Raw genomic sequence first — 12,481 nt, 5'->3', positions numbered from 1 at the left:
GAATCAAATTGCATGGTAAATCCTGACATAATAAGGGGCTACCTCCCCAGGACAAACAAATAATAACGTAATCAGATCAAGGGGTGGACACGGGTTAACTGTATAACAACAGAGGATTACGAAATAAGATAATGAGAGCAAGGCTAGAAAGAAACGCCGCAATAAACATAAATTTTAACTAATTGTTGAATAGTTTTTAACTTATCTACTAGTAAGTTTGAATAGAAAGTATTAATTTTACAGATTAAAGATATAAGCTTATACTGAAAGCGCTTTATAAATAATTAACTTTTAATAAAGGGGGTTATTTTACATTAAGCTGATTTCTAGTTTCTTAGTGTAACGAATGGATCGGGATATGTGGTACCCTAAATCATCTTATTAGGAGGAGTATCGTGGGAAATAAAAAGATGTTATCCATTTTTTTGTTAATCGTAATGGTATTTGTAACGGTTTTATCAGGTTGCGGCACGAAAACGACAACTTCTATCCCAGAAGCAACCAGCGGTGGACAAGAGGACAAATCTAAACCTGACAAACTTACTCCAATAAGCGTAGCCATCGTTTCCAACACTACTAGTTTTTTACCTTTATATGTAGCTGAAAAAAAAGGAATGTTTGAAAAGTATAACCTTGAAGTGGACCTACGAAAAATTGAAGGAGGAGTCCTTGCTTTGCGCGGTTTGCAAGCCGGCGATTTTCAATTTATTGCCAGTTTAGCCGAGTCCATCATGACATCAGTAAATGAAGGCGCAAATATGAAAATTATCGGTTCCTTAAGCGATCAGACATTATATTCCGTATTCGTATCCCCCGAAATCAATACAATAGAAGACCTCAGGGGGAAAGCAGCAGCTGTTTTACAACCAGGTAATGGAGTGGATATTATTATGCGTTGGTGGTTAAAGGAAAATGGACTTGAACCGGATCAAGATATTCGAATGATCTCAGCAGGAGGAACACCTTCCCGTCTTGCCGCGCTGAGAAACGGGCAAGTTCAAGTGACTGTTCTCCAACCCCCCAATGATATCAACGGTGAACAAGCCGGAATGAAACGTTTTGTAAACTTAAGTGATGAACTGCAGAATTATAATCACACTGTAATCTCCTCCAGCGGAACAGTAATCCAAAAACAGCCGGAAGTCGCCCGCGCGTTTATGGCCGCTACAGCCGATGCTATCGCGTTTATAAAGGATCCAGTCAATAGTAAGGAAGCAATACAAATTGCTATCGATTCTATGGGAATGGATCAAGAAATTGCAACGAAATCGCTGGATTTTGTAAAAGACTCCTTTCCGGACCAAGCGAAAATTAATGTTGAAGGCATAAAATGGGCAATCAATGCCGTGAAGGAAACCGGATCAATTAAAAATGATCTGCCAGTAGAAAAAGTGATCGATGAAAGATTTTATATGACAAATTAAGTAAGTAACTAAATAAAAATATGTTATTAAGTAGTAGTGTGCTTACACCAATTTAAAATAACCTAACGCTTAACTAAGCCATTAGGTTATTTTTGTATCAAAAATAATTCTATAAATTAACCGGTTATTGTGAGATCAGATATCCTTGCACTGACCAAAACCGACTTGGCCTTTGTTATCCCCACAATCTAAAAAACATTGGCTGGTATGCGCCGCAGCGCGGAGCCAATGCTTTTTGTATAAGCTTTTATATAGATTATTAGCAAAACATACAATGGAAACTTCATTTATTGTAATATACGTGCTGTGACCATGGATCTCGCCACTCTAACGCCATTGCACGTCATTTCCAAATCGATCTTGCAAAATCTTCGGCTTAATTCAATGATCGTGGGAACGATCTCGATCACATCGTCGATTTGTAATGCCACGAGAAAATAACTGGAGGAGCTGTCTATGATCAAGTCACCCTTTTTATGCTCCTGTACCGTACGGTACGCGGCTCGAATCATAAGGGTAGATAGGACTCCCTCCGACACCATCCCCTCATAATTGGTCATTTGAGGTGTCACGGAACCTTTAAAGTATAGCTTTCCTTCCGCGTTCCTCAGCTCTTCAAAGCCCGCGCTGATTTGAACTTCAAAAGTTTCCGCATTTTGAGGCTGCTTTTGCATGTACTGCATCGCTTTCATAACATCTTTACGACTGATAACCCCGATCATTTTTCGATCCGAATCAATGACCGGAAGCAGCTCTATGCCTTCCCAAACCATCGTATGTCCTGCGGAAGCTACGGATGTTTTGGTGCTAATCACGAGCGGATTTAACGTCATTAACTCTCCGATCGGCTGGTTAGGCTTCGCCCCGATGATGTCCTTTGTCGTTATGATTCCTATCGGCTTCCGATCTTCATCCACAACAGGATAGCGAGTATGAGACGTTTGCTCAACTAGTTTTTCCATATCTTTTACCGTATTTGTCGGCAGCAAGGAGTAAACCGGCGTATCTTTTCGAATGATATCTTCCACGATTAGAATTTGTTTTTTGATTAATCGATCCTCAATGGCCCGGTTAATCATGGCAGCAACAGTAAACGTATCGTAGCTGCTCCCGATAATCGGAAGCTCCAAATCATCTGCAAGCTTCTTGACCTCGGGGGTTGTATCAAATCCTCCAGTGATTAATACACCGGAGCCTTGACTTAACGCGCACATATGCGCTTGTACACGGTTTCCAACAATAAGAAGATTGCCTTGTTCAATATATTTCAGCATGGCTTCAAGCTGCATCGCGCCTATGACAAATTTATTCAGCGTCTTGTGTATCCCTGCAGAACCGCCAAGCACTACGCCTTCCACCACCATGACGATTTCCGCGAAGGTGAGTTTATCAATCTGAAGCTCTTCTTTTTTTTCCACCCGGATGGTGCCGATTCGTCTTTTAGTGCTGACCAGTCCGGTGTTTTCCGCCTCCTTAATAGCACGGTACGCGGTCCCTTCACTTACTTCCAGCTCTTGAGCGATTTTCCGTACGGACAGCTTCGTGCCTACGCTTAAAGACTCAATGTATTTGGTAATTTGTTCATGCTTCGTATTGAGTTCAGAATTGTCCAAGCTCATCTTCCGCACCTCGCTGAACTGTTCTATAATATTTAGACAATTATATAATAGCTTAACAAAAAAAGACAGCACCCTGATGCTAAGAGTGCTGTCACTTCAATCTATTCACGTCAATGGGCGAATTGCTCTTCCTCGGTCGAGCCTGTCAGTGCCGTGGTGGAAGAAGTCCCTCCTGCTATCACCTGGGATACTTCGTCGAAGTACCCTGTTCCCACCTCGCGTTGATGACGCGTCGCCTCATAACCCTTGGACTCGCTGGAAAACTCACTTTGTTGGAACTCGGAGTAGGCTGCCATGCCGCGATCTTTGTAATCATAAGCAAGTTTAAACATACTGTGATTAAGCACATGGAATCCAGCCAAGGTAACAAATTGGAATTTGTAACCCATTTTTCCGAGCTCCTCCTATTTAATTGTTATAGTACAGTTTGTTAATTTATATATATTTTATAATATATAGTTTTTTAATGTTAAATATTGTTTTTTATTTTTTTATTGTTATATAACAGTTAAAAAATGATCAAAACATAATAAAGCCCGCCATGTTATGGCGGACTTCAAATCTGTATAAGTGCTTTATGAAATATCCATCTCGGGATCGAATGCATAATACAAGGCCATATGAATAGGGGATAGCTCATAAAAAACCGTTTCTCCAAGCTCATCATGTTCCGTACTTACCGTTCCTCTTGTTTCATCTTTCTTCGATTCAAGCACACGCAATTTCCGGATCTGTCTTGATTTAAACTCTACTGACAAAGCCGTACTATTCATGATTAACGCTCCCTTCGAATGTTTTTTTATAATATTACAATTCGTTTTAATTTTATTTATTATATAACAGTAACTATTTGTTTGCAACATAAAATCAATATAGTGATCTATTGTATAACAGTAAACTCAACAAGATTTAACCAGCAGCAAGCGGTCGTGTGTTTTCAAGACAAAAAAACCGCCCGGGCATCAAACACCGAACGGCTTGTCTCTTTTTTCATTACAGCGGTATTTCTATATAAACCTCACTCTGTTTTCCTAAGAAGCCTGTCTCTCTTGTATCAATCCAGCTTGTTCCCTCAATCTGCGGATGTCTTTGCGAATTAAAAGAGAAACGATGAACGCTACTACGAATAAGCCTACGAAGAAGGTCAAGCTGCTGGCATAGCTTCCCGTCGTATCTTTCATCCATGCTGCAAACATCGGACCTGCCAATCCGGCCGCCGCCCAAGCGGTTAATATGTAACCATGAATCGCTCCAAGCTGCTTGGTTCCGAATAAATCACCGATAAACGCGGGGATTGCGGCAAAACCTCCACCATAGCAAGTGTATATTACAGCCAGCATGATTTGGAACATTAGAGCTCCTGTCGTATGCGGCAATAGAGCAAACAGAATGATCTGCAGTACAAAGAACGTCGTGTACGTATTAGGACGTCCGATATAGTCTGATATGCTTGCCCAACCGATACGTCCTAAACCATTAAAAAGACCCAGAATCCCGACTAGGGTCGCTGCTTCCGCCGCGGTCAGCCCAATGCTCTCCTGGGCAAGCGGCTTTGCTGCGGAAAGAATGGCAATTCCACACGTTATGTTAATAAACAGCATGATCCAAAGGTAATAAAAACGGGACGTCTTGATCGCTTCATTCGCCGTAAGCTGAGAGAGGTCCGTATATCGGGATTTTGAAGCCTTCACTTTCTGCTCAAATCCTGCCGGCATCCAATTTTCAGGTGGCCTTTCAAGGTACAAGGATGATACCGTCATGACCAAAAAATAGGCAGCTCCCAAGATATAAAACGTATTTGCCACACCCATCGTCTGGATGAAGGAATTCATAATCGGACTACTGATCGCGGCCGCAAATCCAAATCCCATAATCGCAAGACCCGTAGCCAACCCGCGACGATCCGGAAACCACTTGACCAATGTGGACACGGGCGCAATATAGCCAACGCCCAGGCCAATACCGCCGAGAACGCCATAACATAGGTACAACAAGCTGAGCGATTCCATGTTCACCGCAAATCCGGAGCCGAAAGTCCCCACGCCGAAAAAGATTGCGGCAACCAAACCAGCCTTACGTGGACCGTGTTTTTCCACAAAGTGACCCATAAAAGCCGCAGACAACCCTAGAAACAGAATCGCTAAACTAAACGTAAGCTGTACTTGACTAGTTGTCCAGCCAAACTGTTGAATCAGCGGGTTGGTAAAATTGCTCCAAGCATAAACTGATCCGATGGAGATGTGGATTCCTACTGCTGATGTTGCAATCAACCAACGATTTTTAACTTTTCTCATACCCTACACCCTCTTCATTCAAATTCCAATTGATGTAAAAATAAAAAGCATCACAAACACCTGTCCATGGTTGGTAATCATCTTTGGACAGGATCTGTGACACTAGTATAACCGCAGGAACGCTACGTTAAAACCAGCATGTCATTCGTTCATCCGAATCGGGCTTAACGGTAAACAGGAACGCTGTTGACACACCAAGCATTATCGTTATTATTTTCGACAAATATTTTGCTTTATTAGTCTAACATGCAACCGTATACAAGGCAATACATTTTGTTCTTGATTACGAATCTTTGTCATAACCCGTTCTGAAAAAATTCTTGGTATAGGATCAAATATTGGAGTCATACTGTTATATGGTTGTACATGAAAAATCCTTCATGTTGTTCGAATCCCCTGAGCGCCGCTCAGGGGATTCTTATGAAAGATTGATTTATCCTTTGTTACTTTATTATTCTAAACATAAAAAAATCGGAATCTGCAAAACCTAATCAAGGCTTCAATTGAGGTGTTTTATTCACTTCTTGAAGACTAATAAATTAAATAAAGGAGAAATCGAATGTATAATCAACAGTTCCAAAACAACCTTGGCACTTCTCCCTTTGGAAGCTCAACTTTTCAAAGAACTCAGGCATATCAGCCAATTGGGAATGTTCAATCCTTTTATGGCCAAAATCAGCAACAAATGCAAATGGGTAACAGTGCTTCTCCTGAAGCGTACCATATGCAAAATTACCGTGGTAACCAGCCGGGCCATGACCAAGGTCTACGTGGCGATTCCTTCTACCCGGCTCAACAGCAAGGGGGAACTGGATACGAAACTAATTACAGCACCTTCCGTTACGGTGTTCGTGGAAATGAAGCAGCTTATAACAATGTAAATAACGTTTCCTCACAATTTGGCGGCGGCTTTACAACTTCCGCTCCTGTAAACGGTGGATTCGGATCCTCCTTTGCAGGTCAAGGCATCGGGTCTTCCATCTCACGCCAAAACTTCGGTTCTTCCTTTGGACAAGGATCCTATGCTCAAGGCCAACCTTCTGCCGAAGCATACCATATGCAAAATTACCGTGGCAACCAGCCAGGCCATGACCAAGGCCTTCGCGGCGATTCCTTGTACCCGGCTCAACAGCAAGGCGGGGCAGGATACGAAGCCAATTACGGTTCCTTCGGTTATGGCGTTCGTGGGAATGAAGCAGCTTATAATAATGTAAACAATGTTTCTTCGCAATTTGGCGGAGGCTATGCTACTTCTGCTCCTGTCAATGGGTTTGGAATGTCTATGGCTGGACAAAGCACATTCCGTTAATCTAATCATAAAAAAGCGGGCCTCATGAGAAACCCGCTTTTTTCTAATAAAATATGAACACCTTGGGGTGAAAGCACAATGGCTGGCAATGATCAGAATGCAATCCAACATGCACTCAATGCTGCAAAGCAAACTGCACCAAATAACGAACAGCAGCAGCAGCAGATCGAATCATTATCCTCCGAGCTTTAAACTAACACAGGAACTGAAAATACAGTAAACCAGAACGAGGATTCCAATCTACAATAAGATTTTATAAAGTGGGGGCTTATCCCACGGGACTAGAATTTAAAGACTCTAAAGCGGCGATCGCTTTCCTGTACACTATCTGGGGGGCGATCGCCAAGACGTTATTTAAGCAGGATAATACTACATTCACTACTACTTCAATTCTTCCATGAGGGTTTCTCCCCTTACGGTTCTTTTTAAAAGCTTAGCAGCTTGCGCCATGCTTTCATTGTAGAACAGAACGAAGATGAAATCTATGTACTGTTTTACCATAAAGGAGCAGCAATTTTCATCCGTAATCACTATTTAGCCTTTCGTCATGAGTTTACTAAACAACAAGGAGGCTGCCCGAGGCAGTCTCCTTGTTGTTTGATGGTTTATTCAACTCTTGTTCCCCATCCCTCGGTATGAAGTTTTTTCTTCTCATACCAAGGAACCGTGGGTCTAGTCGCAGGATACCCATGCTTCTCTCGATATGCTTTCCTTTCGGATGTAAAATCAAACCAGGTTTTATCACTGCCAGGATGATTGGCATGATATACAATACAACGTAAAGCATCCTCCGCACAAGGGTCCTCCCAATATCCGAAATGTTCTTCCAAGCGTTGAATTAAGTCCGCACCACCTTCATTTTTTATCTCCTCCAGAGAATAATACCCTAATTCGGTCACCCATTGAGCTACTTTCGGACCGATGGAGGGGATCATTTGGAATTGAGCCAAAGCGATAAGATATTTTGCTCGTTGAAATGAGCATTGCAGACATTGGGATAGTTCGGTTGCATCTATATGAGCAATATCCATTAGTTTAATTTTAAAAGTTCTTAAATTCGACCTTTCTTCAGGAGTTATGGGAAGCTTGGGGGTTGGATTTTTCATGGATATCACCTCTCTACTCTTTATTTTAAAATGATATCATCGCCCCTCGTTCATCAAAAATGGCCGTGGGATTCCAAGCAACTTCCCAAAGGTTATTTTCCGGGTCGGAAAAATAAGCAATTCTCCCTCCCCAAAAAGCAAAACGGATTGGTAATATTGCCCAAAAAAGAACCGCCAATGTATTCGTAGTGGATGATTTCAAGCTCCTTGCTACGGCGTTCGGATGATAATTCAGTTCATGCACGGCCTTCCAAACCTTATCTTGAAGCTCAGGCTTCACATTGCCTTCATGATTAATGACTTTGGAAGCGGTACTGAGTGAAACACCGGCCAATCTGGATACGTCTTTAATATTCCTGATTATAGTTTGAGTCAAGCGTTTTTTGGAAATACATCTCATTAATAATAAAGAAAGACCTTCTCGAGATATTTACAAGAAGATCTTCAAACGACCTATTCGTTCTGTTGATGGCCTGTCTATATTTCAGCAATGATGTGTTGATATACATGATTCAAAAGGACTTGTTTATCCGCTAATCCTGCTTCATAGACAGCCTTCGGCATGCCATAGACAACGCAGGAATTCTCTGATTCCGTAATCACCCGCCCCCCGCGCGCCTTGACCTCTCCGCATCCGTGTAACCCGTCGATCCCCATCCCCGTTAAAATCACACTCAAAAGCCGATTTCCATAAATGGGAGCCGCTGAACCAAGGGTGACATCCACAGAAGGCTTATACAGGTGTTTTTCTGCAACCTCTGATTGGATTTTCAGTTGGACCATCCCGCTAGTTTTTTGGAAAATCAGATGCGAACCAGCGGGGGCGATATATATGGTCCCTGGACCCACGATATCCCCATCCTCAGCTTCCTTCACCGTCAGGTTGCAAATATGATCAAACCGGTCGGCTAATGGCTTAGTAAAACCCGGTGGCATATGTTGTACAACGACAATTCCCGCAGGAAAGTCAGATGGAAATCGCGGAAGGATCGACTGTAACGCGGAAGGCCCCCCGGTTGAGCATCCGATAATCACCAAATCCATAGACACAACCCGTTTTCCTTGAATCAATTGGTCAACATGATGATCATCGACTATCGCTTGTTGCCTCGCTATATTTGCGCCCGCAGCCACTTTCACTCGATCCAAAAAATCACGGATCGTATCCTGATTATCCACATCTTGTATTAAGTTTGATTTTAGGAAGAAATCAACGGCTCCTAGCTCCAATGCTTTAAGAGTGGATGCCGTTTCATCCCCGGTTTGAACGCTTAACATGACTACGGGAACCGGATCGGATTTCATAATATGTTCTAGTGCTTTAATTCCATCCATTTCCGGCATTTCCACGTCCATGGTTACCACATCGGGCTTTAAGCGCCTTATCTTTTCTATGGCTTCTTCCCCGTTCCGGGCAATTCCTACAACAAAAAAATCAGAGTCCATGTCAAATAAGAGATTAATCGCCCTTCTCATAAACGCGGAATCATCCACGATTAAAACTCCGTACCTTTTCATATGGTTATTCCCTTCTTATAGTAAAAAGTGGTTTGGGCGTTAATCGTTTCAAAAAAGCCGTTCATGCCACGGATGGTTTCCGCATGCCCAAGAAACAAAAAGCCTCCTGGCTTTAATAAGGAGTGGAACCGTGTAAGTATTTTCGTTATCGTCGCTGAATCGAAGTAAATAAGTACATTGCGGCAGAATATCATATCCACTTCCCCAACCAGCTCTACTTGTTTTTCGTCCAAAAGATTAATCTGCCGATACTCCACTAGATCTTTAATATGGCTTTTTACCTCGTACCCATCGCCTTCTTTATCAAAGAACTTCTCTAATTGCTCGGGTGTGGTTCTACGAAAGCACAAAGAATTTTTGTGATACCATCCTTTTTCCGCAATACCAAGAACTTTTCTGTTAATATCGGAGGCCATAATGTTTATTGACTCGAGCGGCAGTTTCCCGCAGTCGGCCATCGTCATTCCGATGCTGTATGGTTCTTCTCCAGTAGAACAAGCTGCGCTCCATATCTTAAGGCCTTGAGAATTCTTATACAAATTTATAATGGAATCCCGCAACTCATTCAAGTGCCCCTCTTCCCGAAAGAAATAGGTTTCGTTAATAGTGATATGTTCGACTAGGATATCCCACTCACGAGTGACTTGCCGCAGATATTCCGTATACTCCCAACAAGACATATCCAGCGCAGATAGCCTCCGTGAAATTTTGGATGCCAGTCCGGGAAGATTGTCTAGATAATGGATTCCACAGAAGTCATAAATCATTTGGGCCAAAAGACGTAAAGATGAACCCTGCATCTGAACAAGTTGATTATCCATTTCATTTCACTCCTGAAAAAACCATTGAAGAAGTCGTCAATGTACTTCTCCAATGGTGTTAATGAATTAGAAAAAATAGTTTACGGCTGCAATGCTGCAAGTGACTTTTGGATCGCAGAAGATTGCTGGACAAGCTCCCTGGTCACGGCCACAGTCTGTTCAACGTCCCTTATGTTCTGGAGCATCACTCGTTCGGTTCCGGTCATGCCCTTATTTAACCGTTCCATTTGTTTTAGCTCCTCCTTGGTTCCCTCCCTCACATCGGCAGCTTGCTTGGTTACGTTTTGCACCGCTTTAACCATATCCTGGCCTTGTCTGGTTTGTTGTACCGCAGCTGCTGCGATCTGACGAACCTGCTCCCGCGCATTGACAATCCCCTTAATGACTTCTTCAACCCCTTGGGCTTGTTCTTTGGTCGCTGTTGTTACCATTTCCGCTTGCTTCGTTACATTTTCCATTGAATATGCAATGTCTTTTCCCTGCTTCGCTTGCTCTCCGACAGAGACAGTGATCTGACGAACCTGCTCCCGCGCGTTGGCGACTCCCTTGATAATCTCCTCCACACCTTGTGCCTGTTCTTTCGTGCCCACAGTAACCATTTCAGCTTGTTTAGTTACGTTTTCTACTGCGAGAACAATACCTTCCGCTTGCTTGGCCTGTTCGCCGGTAGCAACGGTAATTTGTCGCGCCTGTTCACGGGCGTTCACCACACCGCCAATGACCTCTTGTACTCCCGCTGCTTGTTCTTTAGTAGCTTGCGTCACCGCACAATAGCCAAAGTTAACGGCAGTTTGATCGTGAACTTCGTTCCTTGCCCCAGATTCGTTTCTACGTCAATAAGCCCATTTAGTTTTTCAATATGATTCCTTACAATGTCCATTCCAACACCTCGGCCGGAAATGTCGCTAACGGCATTGGCGGTAGAAAATCCGGGCAAAAAAATCAAATGAATGAGTTCCTGTTCACTCATTGAATCCGCTTGCTGGGTAGTGATGAGTTCCTTGCAAATGGCCGACTGCTTTATTTTCTCAGCTTCAATACCGGCTCCGTCATCTTCAATGGTTAAAACGACTTGGTTGGGTTGCTTTAATCCGAACGGTGCCTTTGAGCGGTTTGCCCCTCTGTCTCCGTACTTCCGTAGCTTCGATGCCATGATCGATTGCATTACGGATCAGGTGGATTAACGGATCGCCAATTTCTTCAATGACCGTACGGTCCAGTTCCGTTTCTTTTCCTTCAACGATAAAATCGATATCTTTATGTAAGGCCTGAGTCAAATCCCGTACCGTCCTGGGAAAGCGATTAAAAAGCTGTTCGATGGGAAGCATTCTCGTTTTCATTACACTTCCCTGAAGCTCGCCGACAATCCGGGTAATGTGATTCGATATCTGGTCCAACTCGTCCAAAGTTTCATCGGCATCAGCTGCGACCATATCCCGTAATACAGTCCCGACTTGAGCGATTCTGGTTTGATCGATGACCAATTCTCCGACCAAGTTCATTAAATTTTCCAAACGATCCACATCGACTCGGATGGTTTGTCCGATTCTCCTGAATTCGTCCCCCTTAGGTGTGTCTAAGCTTTTTGAGTTTAACGCCGGGATATTGATTTCGGTTATCTGCTTTTCATTGGGCCGATCCGCGTTTTCGGTTTGTACTGGAATCACTTTCACTTGACTCACATCAATAAGCGCATGGATTCTTTCCTCGATCACACTTTGCTCATGACGAGAGATGACGCAGTAAGTAATACAATCGATATCTTCCTGTTCTAGGGTTTCCAACGGAGGATGTGTTGTAATCACTATGCCCAATTCTTCCAAATGATGATGGACAATGAATGCCCGGGCGCCTTTCATCTCACAATGATCGGAAAATACAACTTCGCATATCCATCGGTGTAAGCCTTGTTTTTCCGCTTCAGATAAGACGGTTCGGTGTTCCTCGCTCAAAGACGCCGAACTGAATGATTTCTCCGCACGATGAGGATGGTGCCCGTTAGGTTTTAATTGCTGCAGTTGATTAATGACCGCATCAATGCTCATATTGCTGATGCCTTCGTTTTTTATTTGCGTGTTCATGGCTGTTAATACATCCAGACATTGAAATAAAACGTTTATAACCTGTCCTGTGACCGTCATCACTTTATGTCGAATCTGATCTAATATATTTTCCATCTCATGGGTTAGCCGCTTCATTTCTTCGAACCCCATGGCGGCAGACGAGCCCTTCAACGTGTGGGCGGCTCGAAATATGGTTTGAATAATGTCCGGCGATTCGCCGTTCTTCTCAAGCTTAAGAATCTGCTGCTCCAACAGTACTAATTGTTCATCGACTTCAACGAGAAAATAACCTAGTAATTCAGAACGATGAATTCCATGATTCACTCT

The 12,481-nt window shown here is 43.1% G+C and carries 12 protein-coding genes and 1 pseudogene; 2 read left to right on the top strand and 11 right to left on the bottom strand.

What is annotated here, in order from left to right; genetic code table 11:
- Positions 1–395 precede the first annotated feature (395 nt).
- Positions 396–1,424, top strand: coding sequence for an ABC transporter substrate-binding protein (locus JOE45_RS00365; protein ID WP_210022072.1), 1,029 nt, complete (start codon positions 396–398; stop codon positions 1,422–1,424).
- A 287-nt stretch (positions 1,425–1,711) separates the two neighbouring features.
- Here the strand turns inward: JOE45_RS00365 and JOE45_RS00360 are convergent, their stop codons facing one another.
- From JOE45_RS00360 to JOE45_RS00345, 4 genes and pseudogenes are all read right to left on the bottom strand, one after another.
- On the bottom strand, positions 1,712–3,043 hold the full coding sequence (locus JOE45_RS00360) for a DRTGG domain-containing protein (protein ID WP_210022073.1): 1,332 nt from the start codon (positions 3,041–3,043) through the stop codon (positions 1,712–1,714).
- A gap of 110 nt (positions 3,044–3,153) precedes the next feature.
- A pseudogene (locus JOE45_RS00355) lies at positions 3,154–3,444 on the bottom strand (isocitrate lyase); the annotation flags it as partial.
- Positions 3,445–3,618: 174 nt separating this feature from the next.
- On the bottom strand, positions 3,619–3,816 hold the full coding sequence (locus JOE45_RS00350; RefSeq protein ID WP_210022074.1) for a hypothetical protein: 198 nt from the start codon (positions 3,814–3,816) through the stop codon (positions 3,619–3,621).
- A 258-nt stretch (positions 3,817–4,074) separates the two neighbouring features.
- Positions 4,075–5,337 carry an L-lactate MFS transporter gene (locus tag JOE45_RS00345; RefSeq protein ID WP_210022075.1) on the bottom strand — a complete coding sequence of 421 codons (1,263 nt, stop codon included), beginning with the start codon at positions 5,335–5,337 and terminating at the stop codon, positions 4,075–4,077.
- 724 nt (positions 5,338–6,061) lie between these two features.
- Between JOE45_RS00345 and JOE45_RS00340 the strand changes: the two genes are divergently transcribed.
- Positions 6,062–6,646 (top strand): hypothetical protein, encoded by a 585-nt coding sequence (locus JOE45_RS00340; protein ID WP_210022076.1) that lies wholly within the window; start codon positions 6,062–6,064, stop codon positions 6,644–6,646.
- Positions 6,647–7,251: 605 nt separating this feature from the next.
- Here the strand turns inward: JOE45_RS00340 and JOE45_RS00335 are convergent.
- From JOE45_RS00335 to JOE45_RS23940, 7 genes are all read right to left on the bottom strand, one after another.
- Positions 7,252–7,752: a helix-hairpin-helix domain-containing protein gene (locus JOE45_RS00335; RefSeq protein WP_210022077.1), complete on the bottom strand. Its 501-nt coding sequence runs from the start codon at positions 7,750–7,752 to the stop codon at positions 7,252–7,254.
- 25 nt (positions 7,753–7,777) lie between these two features.
- The gene (locus JOE45_RS00330) at positions 7,778–8,086 is read right to left on the bottom strand and encodes a helix-turn-helix domain-containing protein (RefSeq protein WP_245246528.1); all 309 of its coding nucleotides are present in this window, start codon (positions 8,084–8,086) and stop codon (positions 7,778–7,780) included.
- A gap of 143 nt (positions 8,087–8,229) precedes the next feature.
- Positions 8,230–9,270, bottom strand: a complete 1,041-nt coding sequence (locus JOE45_RS00325; RefSeq protein ID WP_210022078.1) for a protein-glutamate methylesterase/protein-glutamine glutaminase — start codon at positions 9,268–9,270, stop codon at positions 8,230–8,232.
- The gene (locus JOE45_RS00320; protein ID WP_245246527.1) at positions 9,267–10,091 is read right to left on the bottom strand and encodes a CheR family methyltransferase; all 825 of its coding nucleotides are present in this window, start codon (positions 10,089–10,091) and stop codon (positions 9,267–9,269) included. Before JOE45_RS00320 ends, JOE45_RS00325 begins: the two co-directional genes overlap by 4 nt.
- Before the next feature lie 80 nt (positions 10,092–10,171).
- A complete protein-coding gene (locus JOE45_RS00315) occupies positions 10,172–10,855 on the bottom strand; it encodes a methyl-accepting chemotaxis protein (RefSeq protein WP_210022079.1) in 684 nt (227 codons plus the stop codon).
- Positions 10,852–11,244 (bottom strand): ATP-binding protein, encoded by a 393-nt coding sequence (locus JOE45_RS23285; RefSeq protein ID WP_245246526.1) that lies wholly within the window; start codon positions 11,242–11,244, stop codon positions 10,852–10,854. Before JOE45_RS23285 ends, JOE45_RS00315 begins: the two co-directional genes overlap by 4 nt.
- Positions 11,147–12,478: an Hpt domain-containing protein gene (locus JOE45_RS23940; protein WP_348632455.1), complete on the bottom strand. Its 1,332-nt coding sequence runs from the start codon at positions 12,476–12,478 to the stop codon at positions 11,147–11,149. The genes JOE45_RS23285 and JOE45_RS23940 overlap by 98 nt, the downstream gene beginning before the upstream one ends.
- Positions 12,479–12,481: the final 3 nt, after the last annotated feature.

The organism is Paenibacillus sp. PvR098 (assembly GCF_017833255.1).
In the GTDB taxonomy this organism is placed as follows: domain Bacteria; phylum Bacillota; class Bacilli; order Paenibacillales; family NBRC-103111; genus Paenibacillus_G.
The sequence above is the reverse complement of the archived record's forward strand: the minus strand, read 5'-3'. Positions and strand labels throughout refer to the sequence as shown.

Bases quoted from the DNA above. Each gene is read 5' to 3' on its own strand.
- JOE45_RS00345 (WP_210022075.1), bottom strand. From the start codon at position 5,337: ATGAGAAAAGTTAAAAATCGTTGGTTGATTGCAACATCAGCAGTAGGA.
- JOE45_RS00340 (WP_210022076.1), top strand. From the start codon at position 6,062: ATGCAAAATTACCGTGGTAACCAGCCGGGCCATGACCAAGGTCTACGT.
- JOE45_RS00350 (WP_210022074.1), bottom strand. From the start codon at position 3,816: ATGAATAGTACGGCTTTGTCAGTAGAGTTTAAATCAAGACAGATCCGG.
- JOE45_RS00360 (WP_210022073.1), bottom strand. From the start codon at position 3,043: ATGAGCTTGGACAATTCTGAACTCAATACGAAGCATGAACAAATTACC.
- JOE45_RS00320 (WP_245246527.1), bottom strand. From the start codon at position 10,091: ATGGATAATCAACTTGTTCAGATGCAGGGTTCATCTTTACGTCTTTTG.
- JOE45_RS00335 (WP_210022077.1), bottom strand. From the start codon at position 7,752: ATGAAAAATCCAACCCCCAAGCTTCCCATAACTCCTGAAGAAAGGTCG.
- JOE45_RS00325 (WP_210022078.1), bottom strand. From the start codon at position 9,270: ATGAAAAGGTACGGAGTTTTAATCGTGGATGATTCCGCGTTTATGAGA.
- JOE45_RS23285 (WP_245246526.1), bottom strand. From the start codon at position 11,244: ATGGCATCGAAGCTACGGAAGTACGGAGACAGAGGGGCAAACCGCTCA.